Annotated in this window: 17 protein-coding genes and 1 pseudogene; 9 read left to right on the top strand and 9 right to left on the bottom strand. The window is 66.9% G+C overall.

The annotated features are described in order from the left end of the window. Positions 1-94: 94 nt before the first annotated feature. Positions 95-1,279 (top strand): metallophosphoesterase family protein, encoded by a 1,185-nt coding sequence (locus tag A3Q40_RS11695; RefSeq protein WP_068106044.1) that lies wholly within the window; start codon positions 95-97, stop codon positions 1,277-1,279. Then, positions 1,276-4,257, top strand: a complete 2,982-nt coding sequence (locus A3Q40_RS11690; RefSeq protein ID WP_069973032.1) for an AAA family ATPase — start codon at positions 1,276-1,278, stop codon at positions 4,255-4,257. The genes A3Q40_RS11695 and A3Q40_RS11690 overlap by 4 nt, the downstream gene beginning before the upstream one ends. Positions 4,258-4,260: 3 nt before the next feature. On the opposite strand, the gene A3Q40_RS11685 is transcribed toward A3Q40_RS11690, so the two are convergent. The 4 genes from A3Q40_RS11685 to A3Q40_RS11670 all read right to left on the bottom strand — a co-directional run bounded on the left by A3Q40_RS11685 (position 4,261) and on the right by A3Q40_RS11670 (position 9,070). Then, a complete protein-coding gene (locus A3Q40_RS11685; protein ID WP_371829422.1) occupies positions 4,261-5,553 on the bottom strand; it encodes an AI-2E family transporter in 1,293 nt (430 codons plus the stop codon). A 98-nt stretch (positions 5,554-5,651) separates the two neighbouring features. Then, a complete protein-coding gene (locus A3Q40_RS11680; protein WP_235606282.1) occupies positions 5,652-6,569 on the bottom strand; it encodes a DNA-3-methyladenine glycosylase family protein in 918 nt (305 codons plus the stop codon). 24 nt (positions 6,570-6,593) lie between these two features. Further along, positions 6,594-6,731, bottom strand: coding sequence for a CstA-like transporter-associated (seleno)protein (locus A3Q40_RS11675; protein WP_074922290.1), 138 nt, complete (start codon positions 6,729-6,731; stop codon positions 6,594-6,596). Positions 6,732-6,787: 56 nt separating this feature from the next. Next, entirely contained in the window at positions 6,788-9,070 is a 2,283-nt protein-coding gene (locus A3Q40_RS11670; protein WP_068102389.1) for a carbon starvation CstA family protein, read from the bottom strand. 165 nt (positions 9,071-9,235) lie between these two features. Between A3Q40_RS11670 and A3Q40_RS11665 the strand changes: the two genes are divergently transcribed. The 6 genes from A3Q40_RS11665 to A3Q40_RS11645 all read left to right on the top strand — a co-directional run bounded on the left by A3Q40_RS11665 (position 9,236) and on the right by A3Q40_RS11645 (position 18,147). Beyond that, positions 9,236-9,688 carry a CD225/dispanin family protein gene (locus A3Q40_RS11665; RefSeq protein WP_235606281.1) on the top strand — a complete coding sequence of 151 codons (453 nt, stop codon included), beginning with the start codon at positions 9,236-9,238 and terminating at the stop codon, positions 9,686-9,688. Positions 9,689-9,707: 19 nt separating this feature from the next. Beyond that, positions 9,708-10,805 carry a redox-regulated ATPase YchF gene (gene ychF / locus A3Q40_RS11660; protein WP_068102386.1) on the top strand — a complete coding sequence of 366 codons (1,098 nt, stop codon included), beginning with the start codon at positions 9,708-9,710 and terminating at the stop codon, positions 10,803-10,805. Beyond that, positions 10,802-12,352, top strand: coding sequence for a type I restriction-modification system subunit M (locus A3Q40_RS11655; protein WP_157889566.1), 1,551 nt, complete (start codon positions 10,802-10,804; stop codon positions 12,350-12,352). The genes ychF and A3Q40_RS11655 overlap by 4 nt, the downstream gene beginning before the upstream one ends. Beyond that, positions 12,349-13,605, top strand: coding sequence for a restriction endonuclease subunit S (locus A3Q40_RS19805; protein ID WP_082833886.1), 1,257 nt, complete (start codon positions 12,349-12,351; stop codon positions 13,603-13,605). The genes A3Q40_RS11655 and A3Q40_RS19805 overlap by 4 nt, the downstream gene beginning before the upstream one ends. Beyond that, on the top strand, positions 13,605-16,937 hold the full coding sequence (locus A3Q40_RS11650) for a type I restriction endonuclease subunit R (protein WP_068102383.1): 3,333 nt from the start codon (positions 13,605-13,607) through the stop codon (positions 16,935-16,937). The genes A3Q40_RS19805 and A3Q40_RS11650 overlap by 1 nt, the downstream gene beginning before the upstream one ends. Before the next feature lie 85 nt (positions 16,938-17,022). Then, the gene (locus tag A3Q40_RS11645; protein WP_068106041.1) at positions 17,023-18,147 is read left to right on the top strand and encodes a hypothetical protein; all 1,125 of its coding nucleotides are present in this window, start codon (positions 17,023-17,025) and stop codon (positions 18,145-18,147) included. A 332-nt stretch (positions 18,148-18,479) separates the two neighbouring features. Here A3Q40_RS11645 and A3Q40_RS11640 read toward each other — a convergent pair. Beyond that, positions 18,480-18,986 (bottom strand): annotated as a pseudogene (locus tag A3Q40_RS11640) (recombinase family protein). Positions 18,987-19,521: 535 nt separating this feature from the next. On the opposite strand from A3Q40_RS11640, the gene A3Q40_RS11635 reads away from it, so the two are divergent. Then, complete coding sequence (locus A3Q40_RS11635) at positions 19,522-20,301, top strand: DUF3987 domain-containing protein (protein WP_068102382.1); 780 nt, start codon at positions 19,522-19,524, stop codon at positions 20,299-20,301. Positions 20,302-20,483: 182 nt separating this feature from the next. Here the strand turns inward: A3Q40_RS11635 and A3Q40_RS11630 are convergent, their stop codons facing one another. From A3Q40_RS11630 to A3Q40_RS20850, 4 genes are read right to left on the bottom strand one after another with little or no spacing between them, the layout of a single operon-like run. Then, on the bottom strand, positions 20,484-20,993 hold the full coding sequence (locus A3Q40_RS11630; protein WP_157889565.1) for a hypothetical protein: 510 nt from the start codon (positions 20,991-20,993) through the stop codon (positions 20,484-20,486). A gap of 49 nt (positions 20,994-21,042) precedes the next feature. Further along, positions 21,043-22,167: a hypothetical protein gene (locus A3Q40_RS11625; protein ID WP_157889564.1), complete on the bottom strand. Its 1,125-nt coding sequence runs from the start codon at positions 22,165-22,167 to the stop codon at positions 21,043-21,045. After that, positions 22,112-22,507: a hypothetical protein gene (locus tag A3Q40_RS20855; RefSeq protein ID WP_069972942.1), complete on the bottom strand. Its 396-nt coding sequence runs from the start codon at positions 22,505-22,507 to the stop codon at positions 22,112-22,114. The genes A3Q40_RS11625 and A3Q40_RS20855 overlap by 56 nt, the downstream gene beginning before the upstream one ends. Beyond that, positions 22,497-22,823 carry a hypothetical protein gene (locus tag A3Q40_RS20850; protein ID WP_069972941.1) on the bottom strand — a complete coding sequence of 109 codons (327 nt, stop codon included), beginning with the start codon at positions 22,821-22,823 and terminating at the stop codon, positions 22,497-22,499. The genes A3Q40_RS20855 and A3Q40_RS20850 overlap by 11 nt, the downstream gene beginning before the upstream one ends. Positions 22,824-22,846 lie beyond the last annotated feature (23 nt).

Raw genomic sequence — 22,846 nt, 5'->3', positions numbered from 1 at the left:
CACCACCGACACGGCGACCGGTGACCGAGGTCGCGCTCGCGGCCGTCCGTGCGTCGACCGGGATCTGTCGTACCCCTCCGTTAGCGTCGATCGTATGAAGATCCTGCACACCTCGGACTGGCACATCGGGCGCACCTTCCACGGTGTCGACCTGCTGGCCGATCAGCGGCGTGCGCTGGACGCGGTGGCGGACATCGTGCGTGATCACGGTGTCGACGTCGTGGTCGTTCCGGGCGACGTCTACGACCGTGCGGTGCCCAGCGCCGACGCGGTTCGCCTGTGCACCAGAGCTTTCGAGCGCATCCGGGCGGCCGGTGCCCGCATCGTCGTCACGTCGGGCAATCACGATTCGCCCGCGCGTCTCGGCGCCGGCGCCTCGTTCGCCGCGGCCGGCGGCCTGCACGTGTTCACCACGGTGGCCGCGGTGGGGGAGCCCGTGGTCGTGGCCGACGAGCACGGCGACGTCGCGTTCTACGGCATCCCGTACCTCGAACCGGACGCCACCGCACGGGAACTCGGGGTGGCGGGCGGCCGGTCGCACGCGAGCGTCCTGGCGGCGGCGATGGGTCGCGTGCGGGCCGATATGCAGGACCGGCCGGCATCGACACGCTCGGTGGTTCTCGCGCACGCCTTCGTGGTCGGCGGCGAGGCGACGGGATCGGAGCGGTCCATCTCGGTCGGCGGTGTGGAGACCGTCGCCGCGGGCGCGTTCGCCGGGGTCGACTACGTGGCGTTGGGGCACCTGCATTCCCCGCAGGAAGTGGAGCCGCATGTGCGGTATTCCGGTTCCCCCGTGCCGTATTCGTTCGGCGAGCGTTCGCACCGCAAGGCGGTGTGGCTGATCGATCTCGACGCGCAGGGTCTCGCCGACGTGACGCGCATCGATCTCCCGGTCGTGCGCGGACTGTCCGTGCTCGAGGGCACGCTGGACGAGTTGGTGTCCGACGCGCGGTTCGCCGCGGCCGAGGAGCACTACGTGTCGGCGGTGCTCACCGATGCAGTGCGGCCGCTGGACGCCATGCGCGCTCTGCGTCAGCGGTTTCCGTTCGCGGTGCATCTCGAGTGGCATCGGCCCGTGGGCTCCGACCTCGGCCGGTACCGAGACAAGGTGATCGGCCGGACGGACGCCGCCATCGTGCGCAGTTTCGTCACCGACATGCGGAGCGCACCGTCGGACAGCGAGTGCGCGCTGCTCGACGCCGCGGTGGAAGCGGCCGTGGCGCAGCAGGATTCGTCGACCGCGACGGCGGAGGACCGGTCGGTGGCGATGTCGGCGTGAGGCTCCACGCACTGTCGGTGACGGCGTTCGGTCCGTTCGGCGGATCGGTCGACGTCGACTTCGACCGGCTCGGCGCGGACGGGCTGTTCCTGCTGCACGGCCCCACGGGTGCGGGCAAGACCTCGGTGCTCGATGCCGTCGCGTTCGCCCTCTACGGGGTGCTCCCCGGGTCCCGTCGGGAGAACCGGCGGTTGCTCTCCGACCACGCCGAGGCGGGTGTCGCGCCGCGGGTCGTGCTCGAGGCCACCCTGGGCGGCCGCCGCGTCACCCTCTCCCGCACCCCGGAATACCTGCGGCCCAAGCGTCGAGGCGACGGCGTGACCAAGCAGAACGCGTCCGCCTCGCTCGTGTGGGAGGACGGGGACGGCGAGAACCTCACGCGCATCGACGAGGTGGCGCGAGAGGTCGAGCGGCTGCTCGGCATGCGCGTCGACCAGTTCTTCCAGGTGGTGATGCTGCCGCAGGGCGAGTTCGCGCGGTTCCTGCGCGCGCGCACCGAGGATCGCGGCGCTCTGCTCGAGCAACTCTTCGACACCGACCGATTCTCGTCCGTCGAGCAGTGGTTCGCCGAGCGTCGGCGGGCCGGGGCCGACGCGTTGGCCGGCCGGACGGACGCTCTCGACCGCCTCGCGGCTCAGGTGGCCACCGCGGCGGGAGTCGAGCACGCCGTCGGTGACGACGTCGTCGACTGGGCCACCGGTCTGGCGGAGGACGCCCGTGACCGGGTCGTCGTCGAGCAGGCGAGGTTGGCCGCTGCGCGCGCGGACCACGACGCCGCCCGCATCGCGGCCGCGGACGCGCACCGCCGTGCCGACGCGCGTCGCCGCGGCGAGGCCGCACAGGCGGCCCTGGCCGTGCTGTCCGCCGGTCGTGCCGACCGGGAGCGTCGCGCCGAGGAGCTCGACGCCGCCGGTCGCGCCGAGGCCGTGATCGGTCGCCTCGCGGCGTACGACGCGGCCCGCCGGCGTGCCGACCGCGCCGAGACGGCGATGACGGCGGGGGTCGACACGGCCGCGAGGACTCGCGCCGCCGACGTCGTGGCGGCGTTGTCGTGGCCGCCGTCCGAGGACGACGCGGCGCGGCTCGACGCAGCCGTGCAGGACTGGAGCGGGGAGATCGCCGTTCTCGACGGCGTCGCCGAGGTCGAGCGGCACCGCGCGAGTGCCGACCGTGACCGTCGTACGGCGCTCGACCGCGTGCGGGAGCTGACGGAGACGCTCGCGGACGCACGGGCTCGCCTCGATGCCGTGCCGGCCGACCGCCTGCGCCTGGACGCCGAGCTCGCCGACTGTATCGATGCCGCGGCCGCTCTGGGGTCGGCCGAGTCGCGTCGGGCGGAGGCCGCCGCCGCGGTCGATGCGCGACTGGAGCGTCGACGGATCGAGCGTCGACTCGCGGAGGCCGTCGAGACGGCCGACGCTGCGCGTCGCAACTGCGACGAGCTGCGCGCGCGGTGGCTGGACGTGCGCGAACGGCGACTCGACTCCATGTCGGCGGAACTCGCGGCGCGGCTGACGGCGGGCGAGCCGTGCACCGTGTGCGGTGCGACCGAACACCCGAGGCCGGCCGTGCGCCGGGAGGATCACGTCGATCTCCGGGACGAGCGCGAGGCCGAGGCGCGCAAGAGTGCGGCCGAGGCCGACGAGGTGTCCGCGCGGGCACGGGTGGAGCACCTGCGGGAGACCCTGGCAGCCCTGGGTCCCGACGACGCGGCCGACTCCGCGGCGCTCGCCGAGCGTCTCGACGCCGCCACGGCCGAGGTGGTGCGGCTGCAGGAGCGGGCGGTCCGACGCGAGGCGGTCGCGTCCGCGCGGGCGGCCCTCGACCGCGAGGCCGACGAGACCGCGGCTCGCATCACCGCCGTGTCGGCCGAGCTGGCGTCCACGCACGAGCGACTCACCGCGCTCGAGACCCGGATCGCCGAGGACACCGCGCGGGTCGAGTCGGCGATCGGACCCTCGGCGTCGGTGGCGGACCGTCGCCGGGGTGTCGAGGAGGCCATCGACGCGGCACTCGCCGTGCGCGACACCAGGACCGCCGCCGCCGCGGCACGCACCGCGGCGGACCGGGCGAACGCGGACGTGGACGACGCGGTGACGGAGGCCGGGTTCGCCGGACGAGCCGAGGCGATCGCCGCCGCACGCACGGCGGAGGCCCGGGAACGGCTGCGCGCCGACCTCGCCCGCGCCGAGCGTGAGGAGGCCGCCGCGGGCGCCGCACTCGCCGATGCCGATGTCGCCGCAGCGATGGCAGACGGCCCGGTGGACACCGATGCCGTCGACGCGGTGGACGTCGCCACCCGCGAGGCGTTGGACCGAGCCGTGGCGAGCGCCGACGAGGCCGAGCGCCGGTCGCGTCAACTCGCGGACCTGACGGCTCAGCTGTGGTCGGTGGCGGACGCGATCGGGCCGCTGCAGCAGCGGCAGCAGGAACTCGAAGCCTTGGCCGACGTCGTCGCCGGTCGCGGCGCCAACGCCCGCAAGATGTCGCTTCGGTCCTATGTCCTCGCCGCGCGTCTGGAGGAGGTCGCTGCGGCCGCGTCGTTGCGGTTCCGGCGCATGTCCGAGGGGCGCTTCGAGTTCGTGCATTCCGACGAGGCCGGGCCGCGCGGCACTCGCGGCGGCTTGGGCCTGGACATCAGGGACGACTACACCGGTGTCGTTCGACCGGCGGGCACGCTCTCGGGTGGGGAGGCGTTCTGCGCGTCACTCTCCCTCGCTCTCGGGCTCGCGGACGTCGTCGCGGCTGAGGCCGGGGGCGTCACCCTCGACACAATGTTCGTCGACGAGGGCTTCGGCACCCTCGACGCCGAGTCGCTGGACGCCGTGATGGGCGTGCTCGACGACCTGCGGTCCGGCGGTCGCACGGTCGGCATCGTCAGTCACGTCAGCGAACTGCGCGACCGCGTCCCCAGTCGACTCGAGGTGATGCGGGGGCGGACCGGGTCGACGGTGCGGGTGCACGCCCCGGCGATCTGACGATCAGCTGTCCGTCGTGCGGTTCGTGTCCTCGGACGGGCTCGGATCCGGGGCGAAGCGGGTCCCGTGCTCGTGCACGACGACGGGCGCGTCGTCCCCCTCGGTCCCGAGATCGTCGTGCACCTTCTCGGCGATCACGTTGGCGGGCGGGTGCTCGTCCGACCGGAGCTCGATCTGCTCGTTGACGTACCGGACCAGGACGGCCGCCGCGGCCGCGACGGGAACGGCGAGGAATGCGCCGATGATGCCGAAGACGGAACCGCCGGCGGTGACGGCGAGCAAGACGACGGCCGCGTGCAGCTTCATCGACTTGCTCTGCAGGATCGGCTGCAGCACGTTGCCCTCGATCTGCTGCACCGCGAGGATGATGACGAGGACGATCACCGCGGTGGTGAAACCGTTGGCCACCAACGCCACCAACACGGCCAGGGCGCCGGCGACGAACGCACCGACGATCGGGATGAAGCCACCGAGGAACGTCAGCGTCATCAGGACCGGGGTCAGCGGCACGCCGAGGATCAGCAGTCCGATACCGATGAAGATCGCGTCGATGGCGCTCACGATCGCCTGGGTGCGGATGAACCCGCCGAGCGTGTCCCAGATGCGGCTGAGCACCTCGGCGATGTGCCCGCCCGCCTTGCGTCCGGCGAGACCGTGCAGCCAGGGGAGGAAGCGCGGGCCGTCCTTGATGAAGAAGAAGCTCAGCACCAGCACCAGGCCGAGCGTCACCAGGATCGACCCGGCGGTCGCGACGCCGGAGAACACGCCGGACGCGATCATCGCCCCGCTGTCCTGCAGCTGATTGCCCAAAGCCTGCACAGCGCTGTCGATCTGCTGGTCGTCGAGGTTCACCGGCGGGCCCTCGAGCCACGTCTGAACCTGGTTGATGCCCTCCTGGGCGCTGTCCGCCAGTTCCGGGGCCTGGTCCATGACGGACGGCACGATGAAGGCGACCACGCCGGCCAGCACGGCCAAGAACCCGAGCAACGACGTCACCGCGGCGAGCGCGGGTGGGGCTCCGATGCGCCGCAGCCACCGAGTGGGCGGCCAGAGCACGGTGGCGACGATCAGCGCGAGCAGGACCGGCAACACGATGACCCAGAGCTGACCGATCAGCCAGCCGCCGACCCACAACGCTCCGGCGATGACCAGGAGCATCGCCGACCACTTGGCGAGCCACGCACCGCCGCTGCCGAAGAGCGCGGATCGGTCGCGGCGCGGGCGGCCGGCCTCGGTGTCGGTCGTGGTGTCGGCCGCGACGCCGGCGGCGGACGAGGTTGCGTCGTTCTCTCCCACGGTGGGGTGTTCCTTCCCGTTGGGGGTGGTCACGAACCGACCCGAGGAGAAAGGTCGCCTGCGTCCTGCACTGTACCCGGGCGCGGCTTTCTCATCCCTCACCCGGTCGCGGCCGGATAGGCGCCCCGGTCGAGCAAAGCCACCCGCCACAGGTGCATCGAGGCCGACGAGCGCCACGGTGACCAACGCCCCGACTCGCGGAGATCCACCCCCAGCAGCGCAGCGCCCTGCCGCACGACGAGGTCGGTGTCGAGCAGCACGTCGGGATCGCCCTGGACACGCATGGACACGTACCTGGCCGTCCACGGTCCGACGCCGCGGAGCGCGAGCAGGTCGGCCTCCTGTTCCGTCGCCGGGCGCCCGCGGTGCAGTTCGACCGCGCCGTCGGCGAGTCGTCGCGCCGTCTCGGCGATGGCGGTGACCCGCCGCGCCGGCCCGGTCAGGACGGTCGCGCCCTTGTCGGCCACGGCAGCGGGGGCGGGGAAGAGGCGGACGATGCCGTGCTCGGGAGCCCCGGCGTCGTCACCGACCGGGTCGCCGAGCGCCGCGACCAGCCGCGCGGTGTGGGTGGCCGCGGCGCCGAGGGAGATCTGCTGCCCGATCATGGTGCGCAGCAGAGTCTCCGACGGATCCACGGATCCGGGGACCCTGATACCGGGCGCCTCCGCGACCGAGGGAGCGAGGGTCGGATCCGCTGCGAGCACCGCGTCGGCGTCGGCGGAATCGACGTCGGTCCCGTAGAGCAGGCGCACCCGGTCCAGAGCGTCCGGGACGTTCCGGTCGTCCGCGGTACGGACGGCGACGTGCAGGACCGTCCCACCCCGGCGCCGGTCGAGCCGACACGACACCACGGCCGGACCGTGGGCCAGGCGCAGCGAGCGCCGGTAGGTCCCGTCGACCACCGTCTCCATGCCCGGAACGGCGTGACCGGCGAGGAACCAGCTCATCCACCGGACGTCGTACGGCTCGGTGACGTCGAGGTCGGCCTCGGTGGTGGTCCAGCGCGGTGCGGTCACCACCTCATGGTGTCAGCGGCGGCGTCAGCAGCATCGGGCTCCCGGGTTGGCGTCGGCCTCCGCGTGACGACGACGCCAGTACTCCCGTTCGGAGGGAACGGGCGCGCCGGGGTGTCGTCGCTGCAGATGGTCGACGTAGCGGGCGTAGTCGTGGTCTCCCATGACGGAGGTGATCCACCAGTGCACGCCGCGCAGGGAGCGGAGAACGACGTCCACGCTCAGTGCCCGCCGTGCTTGGTGCCGGGACGGTCCACCACCCCGGACTCGATGAGGCGGTCCCACTCGGCCTGCACCGTCTTCTCCGCCTCGGTGGGGACGAACCCGCTGGGGGCGAACATCTTCGACGGCACGTCGGGCTCTTCGGTACTGGGCAGACCGCCCTGCCGAATCGCCTTGATGCACACCATCGCCCCGGCCGCTGCGACCACCAGCACCAGCCCGGCGAACACGATGGACAACGTGCCCTGGATGAAGGTGTTGCGGATGACGGCGTCGATCGCCTCCGGTGTGGCGGCGGTGCGGAACTCGGTGAGCCCCTGCGCCTTCGCCTCCTTGAAGTCGCTGTGCTGCGCCCAGTATCCGATGGCCGGGACCGAGGAGAAGATCTTCTGGTAGGAGGCCGTCATGGTGACCACCAGGTCGAACACCAACGGCACACCCGGGATCCAGGCCCACTTGAAGAGGCCCTTCTTCATCACGACGGTGAGCACCACGGTGAGAGCGATCGCGGCCAGCAGCTGGTTCGCGATGCCGAAGAGCGGGAAGAGGGTGTTGATGCCGCCGAGCGGGTCGGTGACGCCCATCAGCAGGATGGCGCCCCAGGCGCCGACCACGACGATCGAGCAGATCCAAGCGCCCACGCGCCAGGAGGGGTCGCGGAACTTCTTGGCCGGGCCACCGAGGTTGCCCAGCGAGTCCGAGAGCATGAATCGCGCGACGCGGGTGCCGGCGTCGACGGTGGTGAGGATGAAGAGCGCCTCGAACATGATCGCGAAGTGGTACCAGAAGGACTTGAGGCTCTCGCCGCCGAAGACCTGGTGCAGCACCTCGGACATGCCGAAGGCCAGGGTGGGGGCACCGCCGGTGCGCGAGATGATCGACTCCTCGCCCACGTCGGCCGCGGCCTGCGACAACTCGGCCGGCGTGATGTCGCCGCCGGACAGGCCGAGTCCGTTGACGTACTCCGCGGCGGTGTCCGGGGTGCCGCCGGTGAGCGCGGTGGGTGCGTTGAGGGCGAAGTAGATGTGTTGGTCGAGGATGCACGCGGTGACCAGGGCCATGATCGCGACGAACGATTCGGTGAGCATGCCGCCGTAGCCGATCATCCGCATCTGCTTCTCCTTCTCGAGAAGCTTCGGCGTGGTGCCGGACGAGATCAGGGCGTGGAACCCGGACAGCGCGCCGCACGCGATGGTGATGAACAGGAACGGGAAGAGCGATCCCGCGAACGCCGGGCCGTTGCCGGTGCTGGCGAAGGACGTGGTGTCGGGCATCTGCAGCACCGGACGCGCGATGAGGATGCCGACCGCCAGCAGGACGATGGTGCCGATCTTCATGAACGTCGAGAGGTAGTCGCGCGGGGCCAGCAGCAGCCACACCGGAAGGACCGACGCCGCAAGGCCGTAGGCGATGAGCAGCCATGCGACGGTGACCTTGGAGAGCGTGAACCAGTCCGAACCCCAGTCGGTTTCGGCGACCCAGCCACCCGCGACGATCGCGAGCAGCAGCAGGACCACACCGATGAGCGAGACCTCGGAGACCTTGCCCGGGCGCAGGTAGCGCAGGTAGACGCCCATGAACAGTGCGATGGGGATGGTCAGCGCGATCGAGAAGACGCCCCAGGGACTTTCGGCGAGGGCGTTCACGACCACCAGGGCCAGCACCGCGATGAGGATGATCATGATGACGAACACGGCGACGATGGCGGCGGTGCCGCCGACCACGCCGAGCTCCTCGCGGGCCATCTGGCCGAGGCTGCGGCCGCGGCGGCGCGTGGACAACCACAGCACCAGGTAGTCCTGCACCGCGCCGGCGAAGACGACGCCCACGATGATCCAGAGGGTGCCGGGCAGGTAGCCCATCTGCGCGGCGAGGACGGGGCCGACCAGGGGGCCGGCGCCGGCGATGGCCGCGAAATGGTGGCCGAAGAGCACGCGGCGATCGGTCGGCAGGTAGTCCTTGCCGTTCTCGAGGATCTCCGCCGGAGTCGCACGATCGTCCCGCGGCCGCACGACGCGGTTCTCGATCAGGCGGGCGTAGAACCGGAACGCAAAAATGTAGGTGCACACGGCGGCGATGACGAACCACACCGCGTTGGGGTTCTCCCCGCGCACGATGGCGACGATGGTCCAGGCGACACCGCCCAGAATGCCGATGAGGACGAACATGATGCGCTTGGCCGCGGACATCGGAGTCCGATCGACCACCGCGACCGGGGGCAGATCGTCGTCGTTCTTGACGAACTCGACGTGGGGGTTGTCTCTGTCGGAAACGACGGTCATCTACGGAGCTCCTGCGTCGGAAGGGCGATCATCGTGTGATCGGGGACACTGTAAGCAGGGGCACCGACATTTCGTGGCGGTCTTCGCGCGCGCCCGTGTCACGACCTGACAACGCCGCCTGTTTCGCCGCGTCGTCCGCCCGCGGGACGGCCTACGATGCTCCTCGTGTCCGATCACCCCGAGTACAAGCCCAACCCCGAGTACCGAGCCGACGGCGGCGCGCCGGGCACGGGGTCGACCGCCGGTGTCGGGACCGGGTCCTTCGGGCAGGCGGGCTATCAGCAGACGCCGTCGTTCCCGAACCCCGAGCAGCAGCAGCCCGCGTACCCGCAGCAGCCGTACGGTCCGCCGCCGCTGCCTCCCACCAACGCCGGGTGGGCCGTCGCCGCACTCGTCTTCTTCTGGCCGCTCGCGTTCTCGGCGTTCAACCACTCGAGTTCCGTTTTCCCGCGGTGGTCGCTCGGCGACTACCAGGGCGCGCACTACGCGTCGGAACGGACGAAGCAGCTGGGCAAGTACTCGCTCTACATCTTCGGGGCGCTCTTCGCGCTGTTCATCCTGTTCTACGTCGTGATCATCGCGGTGGCGGTGTCGGCCGGATCGAGCTACAGCTACTGACCGTTAGACTCTTCTCTCTGTGAGCCTCACTCTCGGAATCGTCGGTCTGCCCAACGTCGGCAAGTCCACCCTGTTCAACGCGCTGACTCGGAACGACGTCCTCGCGGCGAACTACCCCTTCGCCACCATCGAGCCCAACGAGGGTGTCGTGCCGTTGCCGGACCCGCGGCTTAACGAGCTGGCGAAGATCTTCGGTTCCGAGCGCATCCTGCCCGCGCCGGTCACGTTCGTCGACATCGCGGGAATCGTGAAGGGCGCGTCCGAAGGGGCGGGTCTCGGCAACAAGTTCCTTGCCAACATCCGTGAGGCCGATGCCATTTGCCAGGTGGTGCGCGTGTTCGCCGACGACGACGTGGTGCACGTCGACGGCCGTGTCGACCCCGCCGCCGACATCGAGGTCATCGAGACCGAGCTGATCATCGCGGACATGCAGACCCTGGAGAAGGCCGTGCCGCGGCTGGAGAAGGAAGCGCGGACGCAGAAGGACCGAGCGCCGATGGTGGCCGCGGCCAAGGAAGCGCAGAGCATCCTCGACAGCGGTAAGACCCTGTACTCGGTGAAGGACACGTTCGACGCGTCGCTGCTCCGCGAGCTCAATCTGCTCACCACCAAGCCGTTCCTCTACGTCTTCAACGCCGACGAGTCGGTGCTGACCGACGAGTCCAAGGTGGCCGAGCTGCGTGCCGCCGTCGCCCCGGCCGACGCGGTGTTCCTCGACGCCAAGATCGAGTCCGAGCTGATCGAGCTCGACGACGAGTCGGCCATGGAGCTACTCGAGAGCATCGGGCAGTCGGAGCCGGGGCTGCACGCGCTGGCACGCGCCGGCTTTCACACCCTCGGTCTGCAGACCTACCTCACTGCGGGGCCGAAAGAGTCGCGGGCGTGGACCATTCACCGAGGCGACACCGCTCCCCAGGCCGCGGGCGTCATCCACACCGACTTCGAGAAGGGCTTCATCAAGGCCGAAGTGGTGTCCTACGACGACCTGATCGCCGCCGGATCCATGGCCGCGGCCAAGGCCGCCGGCAAGGTGCGCATGGAGGGCAAGGACTACGTCATGGCCGACGGAGACGTGGTGGAGTTCCGTAGCGGATTAACATCTGGGGGCAAGAAGTGAAGACAGTCGATCTCGCCAAGGTTCGAGCCACTCTATGGGCGGCTGCCGACGAACTACGGGCCAACTCTAAGCTCACCCCGGTCCAGTATCGCGACCCCGTCCTGGGGCTCGTCTTCCTCGCGTACGCGGAGAGCCGCTTTGAGGCCGTGCGTGGGGTGGTCGAGTCGAAGGCCAGTGCTCGGAACCCGGCGACGGCCGCCGACTACAAGGCCAGATCGGTGCTCTACGTCCCCGACGAGTCACGGCTGTCCAGCCTGGTCGATCTTCCCGAGGGTGATGACATCGGCAAAGCCACCGACGATGCGATCAATGCCATCGAGGCAGCCAACCCGGAGCTGAAGGACATCCTGCCGCGCGGGTACCGGAAGCTCGAGCGCTCGACCTTGATCGAGCTGCTTCGACTCTTCGCGCCGTTGCCCACCCAGCTCTCGGGTGACGCCTTCGGATTTATCTACGAGGACTTCCTGTCCAACTTCGCCGCGCAGGAAGGGAAGGGCGGCGGCGAGTACTTCACCCCGTACTCCATCGTCCGGCTCATCGTCGAGATCCTCGAGCCCTTCCAGGGGCGCGTGTTCGACCCTGCCTGCGGGTCGGGCGGCATGTTTGTCCAGTGTGCGAAGTTCGTCGAGCGCCACAACGAGTCGGCCAGCCGTCAACTCTCGATTCTCGGTGTTGAAAAGACCGACGACACCGTCCCGCTGGCCAAGATGAACCTGGCATTGCACGGGTTGTCCGGGGACATCCGGCAGGCCAACAGCTACTACGAGGACCCGCACAGCGCCGTAGGTGCTTTCGACTACGTGATGGCCAACCCGCCCTTCAACGTAGACAAGATCAAGAAGGACCAGCTCGCCGGTGACAGGCGGTTCCCGTTCGGCCTGCCCAGGGCCGATAACGGCAACTTCCTCTGGATCCAGCAGTTCTACGCCGCGCTGTCCCCGACCGGCCGTGCCGGCTTCGTCATGGCGAACTCCGCAGGCGACGCGGGCCACTCTGAGAAGGAGATCCGCAAGCAACTGATCGAGTCCGGCACCGTGGACGTGATGGTCGCGATTAGTTCCAACTTCTTCTATACCGTTACCCTGCCGGTGACATTGTGGTTCCTTGACAAGGCTAAGGTCGGCACCCCGCGCGAGGACACCGTATTGTTCCTCGACGCTCGCCACATCTTCCGGCAGATCGACCGCGCCCACCGTGACTTCACAGCCGATCAGATCGAGTTCCTAGCCAATGTGGTGCGGCTCTACCGTGGCGAGGACGTCGAGACCGTCGACGGCAGCGAAGCGCTAGGGGCCGAGAACTTCCCCGACGGGAAGTATGTCGACGTCGGCGGCCTGTGCAAGGTCGCCACTCGAGCTGAGATCGAAGCCCAAGGATGGAGCCTCAACCCGGGCCGTTACACCGGCACGGCTGCCGTCGACGAGAGCGATGTCGACTTCATGGGTGATCTCACTGCGTTGTACGAGGAATTCACTGCGCTAAGTGACGAGGCCGACGTGCTGCGATCCAAGGTCGACGTGGCCCTTCAAGGGGTTCTTGAAATATGAGCGAGTGGCAATCCAAGACGATCGCTGATCTTGGTAAGGTCGTAACTGGAAGCACCCCGCCCTCGCGCAAATCAAACTGGTTTGGTGAGTCGACTCCCTTCGTGACTCCCAGCGATATGACGGAAGGCGATCGTCGTCCGCGACCTGAGAGATGGCTATCGGCTGAGGGCCTGGCGGGCCTTCGAACGCGCCTGATACCACGCGACTCAGTAGCCTTCGTCTGTATCGGTTCCATCGGGAAGGTCTGCCTTCTCGAGTCCGAGTCGGTGACTAATCAGCAAGTCAACTCGGTGATTCCGAATGCCAACACTGATGGTCGGTTCCTTTATTACCTGCTCAAACATATGGCTCCTTCTATCGCGCAGTCTGCGAGTGGTGCCGCAACGCCGATTATTAACAAGTCGACATTCTCCCAGGTGGTTGTTCGTCTTCCTGGTCATGCAACGCAGTTGCGCATAGCTGCAGTCCTCGGAGGCATCGACGATCTGATCGAGAACAACCGCAGGCGGATCGAGGTGCTGGAGGAGATGGCGCGGGCCATTTACCGAGAATGGTTCGTGAAGTTCCGCTACCCCGGCCACGGCGATGTGCCCATGGTCGACTCCGCTCTCGGTCCAATCCCTGAGGGATGGCATGTCGGTCGAGTCGGTTCCTTTGGTCGAATTGTAACTGGCGCTACACCGTCGACTAAGCAACCACGCTACTGGGGGGAGGCACATGATACGCCATTCCTGACCCCAACCGAAATGGGATGGCGGCGCTTATACGCCCGACCCGCGCGGCATCTCTCAGACGCGGGCGTTGCTAGTGTCAAATCGCGACTCCTGCCAGCGGGTGCCGTTTGCTTCTCATCTATCGGATCGATCGGCAAGGTTACCCTCGCTGTTAAGCCGTTGGTGACGAACCAACAGGTGAACTCAGTTGTCGTTGATCACTCGGTAACATCCGAGTCTTATGTTTATGAGGCCTTGAGTCACGCATCTGAGAGGATCAGAGGAATGGCTTCCGGATCGGCTACACCAATTATCAACAAGTCTACTTTTGCGGACATCAGAATGGTGATGACTCCACCGTCTCTAGCCCATTTATTTGGTCGTGAAGTGGGCTTGCTCCATTCGCTCATAACTAAACTGGAGGAGCACTCTAGTCGACTCGGAGCGATTCGCGATCTACTGCTACCCCAACTCGTGACAGGGCAGATCGACGTGTCGTCGCTCAACCTGGACACGCTGATCGCGGAGAAGGTGGCGTAATGACTCCCACGGGTCCTGAGTACCGGTACGTCGAGAAGCCGAGCATCGAGCTTCTGGCGGAGCTCGGCTGGACTCCGGTCGACGCCTTCCAGGAGATCTTGGGACCCGAGGGCAGCCTGGGGCGCGACTCCCAACGTGATGTCGTGCTCGTTCACCGGCTGCGGCTTGCTATGCGCAAGATCAACTCTGAATACGTGCCCGATATCGCTATCAACGAGGCGATCGAGGTGCTGACGAATGACCGCACAGCCATGGACCGGGTCCGCGCCAATCGGGAAGTCCATGACCTGCTGCGTGACGGCTATCTGGCGGAGTGGACTGACGACCAGGGCACGAAGCAGATTGAGACCTTACGGTTCCTCGACTTCAAGGATTCATCGAACAATGACTTGCTGGCGGTGCAGCAGATGTGGGTCAAGGGCAACCTGCACAGCCGGCGGCTGGATCTGGCGCTGTTCATCAACGGCATCCCGTTGGTACTGATGGAGTTCAAGGAGCCAAACGAGTCGGTCGAGGCGGCTTACGACAACAATCTGACGGACTACCGCGACACCATCCCTCAGCTGTTCATCCCGAACTGCTTCGTGGTGCTCTCCAACGGTTCCGTGGCCAAGGTCGGCTCCACGTACTCGTCCTTCGAATTCTTCAACGACTGGAAGGTCATCGACGCTCACGGCACCCGCGGTGCGGTCGCACTGGAGACCGCGCTGCGCGGCACCTGCCACCCGGCGGTGCTGCTGGACCTGCTGGAAAACTTCGTTGCTTACATGGAGCGTCCCGGTGGCCTGATCAAGGTGATCGCTCGGTCCCACCAGTACCTCGGAGTCAACGCGGCGATCGAGAACCTGCACCGGGCGCGTGCTGAGCAGGATAAGCGCCTGGGAGTCTTCTGGCATACGCAGGGCTCGGGCAAGTCGCTGTCGATGCTGTGGTTCAGCCAGAAGGTGCTGCGACGGGTGCCGGGCCGGTGGACGTTTGTCATGGTCACCGACCGCACCGAGCTCGACACTCAGCTTCACGGGGAGTTCGCCGACGCCGGGGCGATCTCGCCCGAGGCCAGGGTGCACGCAGACTCCGTGGCGCACCTGCGTGAGCTGCTGGCGGCTGACCACCGGTACGTGTTCACGTTGATCCACAAGTTCCAGCCGTCGAAGGCGTTGGGGGAGCGGCAGATGCCGGTTCTCTCAACCCGTTCGGATGTCATCGTCATCACCGACGAGGCGCACCGAAGCCAGTACGACACACTCGCCCTGAACATGCGCACTGCGCTACCGAACGCCTCGATGATGGGCTTCACCGGCACACCGCTGATCGCCGGTGAGGAGCAGGCCACGCGCGAGCAGTTCGGTGACTACGTCAGCGTCTACAACTTCCGCGACGCGATCGAGGACGGCGCGACGGTCCCGTTGTACTACGAGAACCGCATTCCCGAGCTGCAGCTGGTCAACGAGAATTTCTCCGAGGAACTCAACGAACTCCTCGAGGAGGCCGAGCTCGACGAGGACGCCGAGGGCCAGCTCGCTCGGGCGTTCGGTACGCAATACACGCTGCTGACACGTCCTGAGCGCCTGAAGACGATCGCCAAAGACCTCGTGACCCATTTCGTCGGCCGGGGCTTCACCGGCAAGGCGATGTACGTCGGGCTCGACAAGGCCGCAGCCGTGCGGATGTACAACCTCGTCCGAGAAGCCTGGACCGAGCGTCTGGCTGACCTGAAGGCGGAGCATGACGCGTTGCCAGAGCTCGAGCGTCCGTGGCTGGCATCGCGGATCGAGCTCATGGAGACCACCGACATGGCGGTCGTGGTCTCGCAGAGCCAGAACGAGCTGAAGATGCTTGACGAACAGGGCCTCGACATCCGACCGCACCGCGAGCGGATGATCCGCGAGGACCTGGCCGAGAAGTTTAAGGACGCCCAGGACCCGCTGCGGCTCGTGTTCGTCTGCGCGATGTGGATGACCGGCTTCGACGCGCCCAGTGTCTCGACGGTCTACCTCGACCGGCCGATGCGTAATCATACGTTGATGCAGACGATCGCCAGGGCCAACCGGGTCTTCCCGGAGAAGGACAACGGGTTGATCGTCGACTACGTCGGTGTCTTCCGGAACCTGGAGAAGGCGTTGGCGATCTACGGGGCCGCGAACGCCGGCGACTCACCGATCGAAATCATCGACGCCCTCGCCGCCGAGCTGGACGCTGCCGTGGCCGACCTGTTCGCCTTCTGCACCGGCGTCGGAGTCGACCTTGCTGCGATGCGCGACGCCGAAGGATTCGACCACGTCGCCAAGCGCGACGCAGCTGTCGAGGCGCTACTCGTCGACGAGGGCACACGCACCGACTTCCAGCAGAAGGCACGCCAGGTGCGGAAGCTCTTCAAGGCCCTCCTGCCCGACCCCAAGGCTGCTGCGCAGCAACGCAACGTCGCAGCGATCAGGGTGCTCGCCGAGCGCATCGCGGAGGTCACACGGCCGGCCGAGGCGGACCTCGGTTCGGTCACGGATGCGGTGGACGCACTGCTCGACCGCTCCGTAGGTGCCGAGGAATATGTCATCCGAGCCGCTGCCGAGGGGACCAAACCCGATCCGCTCATTGACCTGTCACAGATCGACTTCGAAGGTCTGTCGGCCAAGCTCGCCGGACGGGAACGAGCCGAGACCGACCGACTGGCGCAGCTGTTGCGCCAGCAGGCCATCGCATCGGCGACGCGGAACCCGACCCGATACGAACTTGTGGAGCGGATCGAACAGCTCATCAATGATTACAACGCGGGCAGTGTGAACATCGACGAGTACCTCCGCCGCCTCATCGAGCTGTCGAAGACTCTGACCCATGAGGAGGAGCGATCCGCTCGCGAGGATCTGACAGAGGAGGAGCTGGCGATCTTCGACCTGCTCACCCAACCCAATCCCGTCCTGACTGACGAGGAGCGTGAGACCGTCAAGGCCAGCGCCCAGAAGCTTCTCGTGCACCTCCACGAGAAGCTCGTCCAGGACTGGCGTCGCAAGGTCGACGTGATGAATGACGTCGATAGCACGATCCGACGAGTCCTGGACCAAGAGCTGCCCGAGACTCCCTACACGCTCGACATCTTCTCCTCGAAGGTGCGGCTTGTCTTTGATCATGTCCTCACCGCCTATGGCGACGACGGAGAGAGCGCATACACCCCGCGGATCGACTTCCAGTGGCCCGCGCAGTCGGTGGAGTACGACGGCCCAGACGGGCCTCTTGATGTGGACAAGATCGCCGACGACGTCGTCGCCCGCATCCACGACGACCCGATCTTCGCCGCCCACGTCGCAGCGCAGTTGGGTGCTACTGACTCAGCGACTTGAAGTGCGCAATGGTTTCTGAGAGTGCTGACAACGGCCTCGATGATGCAGCATTTGTTTGCGCGAGCGCGGCAACGAGGAGAGTGCCATGACACGCGACGACGATGATCGAGAGGACGATCTCAAGCCTGCCCAAGAGAGGGAGCGCAACTCGGAGAGCGAGCAAGACCGAGACTCTGCTGCGGACGTCGGGGCGAGGCTTCGACTGCCGCCAAGGTTCGCGCAGTATTTGATGCCCAGCATGGATGCCGCAGTCGCGAAGATGCTCGCTCCTATCCGAGAGCAGATGAAGTCGGCGCTGCCGGACTACGACGCGCTGGTGAAGAATGCGCTCGAACCGTATAGCGAGCGGATCCAGTCGCAGGTGGCGTCAATCGTGGTGAGCGTACCGACGTTCACGGCTCCGATGATCGACTTCCCGGCGCTGAAGGGCGTCGGAGTCAGCCCATCGATCGAGTCGATGCTCAAGCAAATCGCGAGCCAGCAGTCCGCGATGCTAGATGGGCTGCGCGGCTCCCTGAAGCCGCTCTTCGACCCGGAGATACTGAGCGGGTTCAACCGTGCGCTCCTCCCGCCTAATCTGAGGAGCCACGCAGGGGAGGTCCAGGCCCATCAAGTGCATGAGTTCCTCGAGCAAGAGGGCATCCCGCTCTACCTGGTGCCGCGCGGCCGCACAGCGCTCCGCCTGCTCCGGGCACAGGACCGCTCGGGCCGTCGGCGGGTGCTGGGCGACTGTTACGAGTCGATCACCGACGACTGCGCTACCGTTCTTGAGCAGGCGAACCGCGACGTAGTCGGCGACGAGCTGAAGTTCGTACTCGACGGGCTCGGCGCGATGCGTTCTGGACACTTCCGCTCGGCCCAGGCGATGTTCACCGTCACGCTCGACACGCTCATCTACCGCTTCTACCCCGACCAGGCCGCCCGACGCCTCATCACGAATCGGAAGAAGGGCGCGGACGTGCCGGGCGCCATCGACGAGATGGGTGTCCACGAGGCGATGGTCTGGCTGCCGATCTGGAACGCCCACGAGCAGTTCTGGAAGCACAAGGGCGACAAGGTGCCGAACTACTACTCGCGCCATGCGAGCGTGCATGGCGTCTCCTCGCGTCAGTTCAGTAAGCGCAACTGCATCCAGGTTCTCATGCTGATCACCAGTCTCATCGGCTACGCCGACCGGCTCATGTCGTCGGCTGGGCGTGCCAGAGCTTGATCGCGTCGTCGCCGTCGGAGTAGAGGGCTCCGCTGCCTTTGCCCATTGCGCGCTCGACGAGCTCCTCTACCCCTCACACCGCTTCGACAGTGAAATAGGCCCGGGCTGGTATAGCGACACCGACGAGAATCAGAAGAGCGCCACCAAACACTAGGCGGTACCAGGGCCACTGGAGTTGAGCGCCGCCGACGGTCAGAGAAATCCCTGCCACTGCTAGAGACCAAGGATTCAGGCGGTCAAGCCAATAGCCAGCCCACAGTCCAGGGTTGCCGGGAGATGTCACCTGCTAATCCTATGGGGCGCGGCCTGACAAGACGGACGAGATCGCGGGGCTACGCGCTATCCGGCACTCGCGCATGTGCGTTGTGGACCGTCGCCCGGCTTACGCCGTTCTCAGCGGCCAGCGCCGTCGCCGACTCGCCCCCGGCCAGCCGGTCGGCGAGCTGCTGAGCTGTGGGCCGGGGAGAGAACGGGCCTGCGGCACTTGTACTTTCCCTCTGCCTTGGCGACGGCGATGCCCTCGCGCTGGCGTTCGAGGATGAGTGAGCGCTCGAACTCGGCGACCGCCCCAAGCATCGTGAGCAGTAGCTGACTCTTGGGCGAGTCCTCGCCGGTGAAGGTCAGACCCTCCTTGATGAACCGCACCCGCACGCCCCGGCCGGTCAGGTCGCGCACGATCCGGCGCAGATCCTCGACGTTGCGGGCGAGCCGGTCCATCGAGTGCACGATCAGCTCGTCGCCCTCGCGCAGGTAGTCGAGGCACGCGCCGAGCTGGGGCGGTGGGTGTCTTTGCCGCTCGCGTGGTCGATGAAGGTCTTGTCGAGGTTAACCCCGTCCAACCGTCGGGCGGCGTTCTGGTTGAGGGTCTAAACCTTCAGATTACGAACGGTTTGCCCTGAGCTCATCGTGATCTGCAGGTTGTCTATCTGAGCTCACCGATTAGGATAGGTGACCGTCGATCAATCAGCTACCGACTCCAGGTAGACGCACGACGTGCGGGGCGGGCGCGTCTCGCCACGGCTCTCGCCCAGGCAGACGCCCCGGCTCAGCGTTGGTCGGCGAGATCGGGCGAGCTGGTCGAGATCTCGGTGACCGGCCGACGTCGACCCGAGATCGACCGGCTAAGCATCGCGTGAGCGCCGGGGGCGTAGTACCGCCCGTGGTAACCGACCCGCTTCACGCCGCTGAGTCGGACCTGGTGGCCCGGTGGAACGAAGCACCGCTCGTGATCCTCGACGCCGACACCGAAGACGAAGCCGATGACGGCGAGGACACCGACACCGACGGCATCTCCGTCGTCGGCGATTCGAGCCCGGCGGGGCCTGCCCGAGGCTGATTGCCTCCGACAGCACCACTGAGTCGCTGGTCGCGGTCATGGCCGACCAGGGCGAGCGGATGATGATCGCGGACGCCGAGGGCGAGATCTTCGGGATCCTGCGCGGTCGGTACTCGAACGATTCCGCGTTGGGTGTGTTCTTGCGGGCACACACCGACGAAACCTTCACCGTTGACCGCAAGGGCTCGGGCTCGACGCGGCTCGTTGCCCCGGCGCTGACCGTGTGTGTCGCGACCCAAGCGAGCGCCGCCGAGAAGGCGCTGATGGATGAGCGCTTCATCGACAAGGGGCTCGTGGCGCGGCTGGAGTTCGCGTATCCGGAGAGCGTGAAGTCTCGGTACCGGCGCGGCGTTCACAGCGACGGTATGCCGGTTCCGGCGCAGGTGCGTACCGGATACAACAACCGCATCGGCGAACTGGTGTTGGAGCTGTGGGACAGCACGCGCAAGTCCGTGCCCCTCGACGACGCCGCGCAGCTCCACATGCGTCGGGTCGTCGCCAATCTGCGCAAGCGCCAGTTCGACCCCGACGGCGACCTCGGCGGCACCCCCGAGCTGGAGACGTGGGCGGCGAAGTCCGCCGGTCGGGTCGCCCGGCGCGCGCTGCACCTGCACATAGCCGAGCACGGACCCAGAGGGGTCCGACCTGCTCATCGAGGCCGCCTCGATCGACCGCGCGGCGGCGATCGAGGAGTGGTACATCGCGAACATGAAGGCGGCTCTCGGTATTGCGTCAACCGACTCAGCCGACCGGCGGCAACCCGACGTCAAGATCGAGGACGCGAAAGCGATGGTGGCGTGGTTGGTGCGAGCCCGTGACGCCGCCCCGTTTGAGCCGATCCGCATCGGCAAACTTACCGCCACGGTGACCCCGAAACACCTGCGCCACCAGGCGCTGCGTGACGCGGTGATCGCCGTCCTGGTGAACCTGCACTACGTGGTGCGGACCCAGGTTGGAGAAGCCGCCGCTCTACGTCAATCCCGATGCGGGGTAGCGGTCGTTATGCCCGCTTGCGCCGGTCGGCGACCTCGGCGGCGAGCTTGTCGGCGCGCTGGTTGTAAGAGAAGTGGCGCGCGACCTGAAGGACGACCTGGACGCACCCGAGTAGCGACCACGCGAGCAGCGCCAGGGGTATTGCGGCCAGCACCCATGTAGCCCACCACGGGAACGACACCACCAACGGCCACACGATCCCGAGGCACAGCGCGGAAAGGCTCGCGAGCACCGCACCCACCGCAACCACCTTGTATGGCCACAAGACCCCCGGCACCCCACCGGCGACGTTGTCGAGCAGGAGTCGGTAGTTGGGGCCGATGATCGCGATCAGGACCGTCATAGCGGTGATGACGAGGGTTGCGATGGCCGCCGCGATACCGCAAGCGGCGATGAACGCCGACCCCATCGACGCGGCGACGGCGTCGCTCAGTGCGGTCGGCAAGGCGATCGCGATACCGATGGGAACGCCGACGTAGAAGTCCCACGACCCCACGATCTGAGGCGCCTCAGACACGACGCCCTTCCACCACGCGGCCAGTCGGCTGCGCTTGGTCGGGGCGGTGCTACTTGTCGTCGTCACCTTCTCCATTGTCCCCTGCGCTCGGCAATTCGGGAAGATGAGCGGTGTCGGCGATCTCTCGTAGCTCACGCAACTCGCGTTCGGCATCCCCGTCGGGCTCGTCGGAGTCGCCTTCAGCGTCGTCATCGCCCAGCACTTCGTGGGCCTCGTCGTAGACCCTCTTTCCCTGTAACAGGCGGTCCTCGATCTCGGCTTCGGCGTGGTCGTCGGCCTGCTGGATGCTCTCAGGGGTCTCGTCTTCCTCGGTCTCGTCAGACTCAGCGAGCGTCGCCACGGCCGACGTCGGCGGCAACTCCAACAGGTGAGATCGCATGACCTCGACATTGACCTCGCCGTTGGGGTCTGCTGCTAGCTCGTCGTTCTGTTCCTCAATTCCGATCGCTGAGTTGTACTTCGACTCGGTGACTTCGCCGTTCGGTCCCTCTTTAACGCCGGTGTAGCGGCCATCGCCATACCCGCGATCAACATGATTCTGGGACTGCTTGATGAACTCGGCGTCGACGTTGAGACCGAGCGCATTCTCGAAAATTGCTGTAGCCGAACGCGACCCGGTTTCGTTGAAAAGGTCCTCGACGTTCCGCGAACCCTTCCACGATGGGTTGGGCTCGGAGAGGGAGAATCGGACCTTGGTCACGCGGGTGACACTACGACGCCACTCTGACAGAGTCGCTTTACGCCGATATGCCTCGACCTTCCAGTGCAGGGTCTTGTCCTTGATTCCATCGTTGAGGATCAGCCGCAACGCGCGAATCGCGCTGTCGACCTTGATGGCGGGGGCGCGGTCTTGCACGAGCCCGGTGAACTGTTCGAGGTGAACGGCGAACACAGTGGTCACGCCTCGATACGAGATTTGGTCGCGAAAGTCCTTCGCCTCATCGTCCCAGATCTCCTCGACGCCTCCCTCGCCCGAGAATCCAAGTCGGCCAGTTAACACATCGTCGCGGGTCTGAACCCGACCGATTCGCCACTCTCGGCCGTAGCTCTCGCTCGACGCCCCCGGCGTCAGACGTGCGCGTAGCTGTTCCGTCGGCGTCTCAAACAGGCTGCCGCTCTCAGGCGGCACGAACCGCACGGCAAATACCCGACCTTGGTTGTTTTCGCTGGCCACGCCTGCACAGTAATGGCCGGATCGTGAACCCTCGTCGATAGCCCGCCGATAAGCCCCGCCAGACAACCTTGACCGTCTCGGGCCGGTAGGTGCGCGAGCCGCGCGTGCCCGGGCGCAGCCGAACCTCGCAATGCGCGTCGATGATCGCGCGCTGGCCCATGAGCGAGGCCGCCTCGAATGCCTCGGCGGAATTGTCAGCGGCGGCGGTCTCGCCGAGGGCTGAGCCGCTGCGACGGGCGGCGAGCTGCCGATCGACGTCGGCCATTTCGGCCTTAAGGTGGTCCGTCTTCTTCCGCCTCCGTACGCCGTCGATGATGTCGGCATCGTACTCAGCCGCCACCGCCTCGATCCGAGCGCGTAGACGACGCGGTTTCGTTGAGCAGCGGTGCAACCGACGGGTCATCGGGCGCGAGTAGCGCGCCGAAGTCCGGCCGAGTCAGCCGCTCGGTGATCACGTCGATGACGTACTTGTCGATCTGGGTTCGGGCGCGGTTGACGTGGGCGTCCCTGCATCGATATTGGCCTCCGACGAACGCCCGAATGGTCTCGCCGCACACATCGCACACGTACAGGCCGGATCCGAGGTGTCGGCGGTCGGTGCCCGTCTGAGTGCGTCGTTGCGGGTCGGCCATGCGCGCCGCCACCACGTCGAACACCTCCTCGGTGACCTTCCCAGTCG

The sequence above is a fragment of the Rhodococcus sp. PBTS 1 genome (assembly GCF_001620025.1).
GTDB classification, from domain to species: domain Bacteria; phylum Actinomycetota; class Actinomycetes; order Mycobacteriales; family Mycobacteriaceae; genus Rhodococcoides; species Rhodococcoides kroppenstedtii.
Note: the sequence above shows the minus strand (reverse complement) of the source record. Positions and strands in the feature narration are given on the sequence as shown.

Excerpts from the sequence above, each read along its gene's own strand:
- A3Q40_RS11645 (WP_068106041.1), top strand. The coding sequence starts at position 17,023 with ATGACACGCGACGACGATGATCGAGAGGACGATCTCAAGCCTGCCCAA.
- A3Q40_RS11635 (WP_068102382.1), top strand. The coding sequence starts at position 19,522 with ATGGCCGACCAGGGCGAGCGGATGATGATCGCGGACGCCGAGGGCGAG.
- A3Q40_RS11650 (WP_068102383.1), top strand. The coding sequence starts at position 13,605 with ATGACTCCCACGGGTCCTGAGTACCGGTACGTCGAGAAGCCGAGCATC.
- A3Q40_RS19805 (WP_082833886.1), top strand. The coding sequence starts at position 12,349 with ATGAGCGAGTGGCAATCCAAGACGATCGCTGATCTTGGTAAGGTCGTA.
- A3Q40_RS11670 (WP_068102389.1), bottom strand. The coding sequence starts at position 9,070 with ATGACCGTCGTTTCCGACAGAGACAACCCCCACGTCGAGTTCGTCAAG.
- A3Q40_RS11695 (WP_068106044.1), top strand. The coding sequence starts at position 95 with ATGAAGATCCTGCACACCTCGGACTGGCACATCGGGCGCACCTTCCAC.
- A3Q40_RS11675 (WP_074922290.1), bottom strand. The coding sequence starts at position 6,731 with ATGGGAGACCACGACTACGCCCGCTACGTCGACCATCTGCAGCGACGA.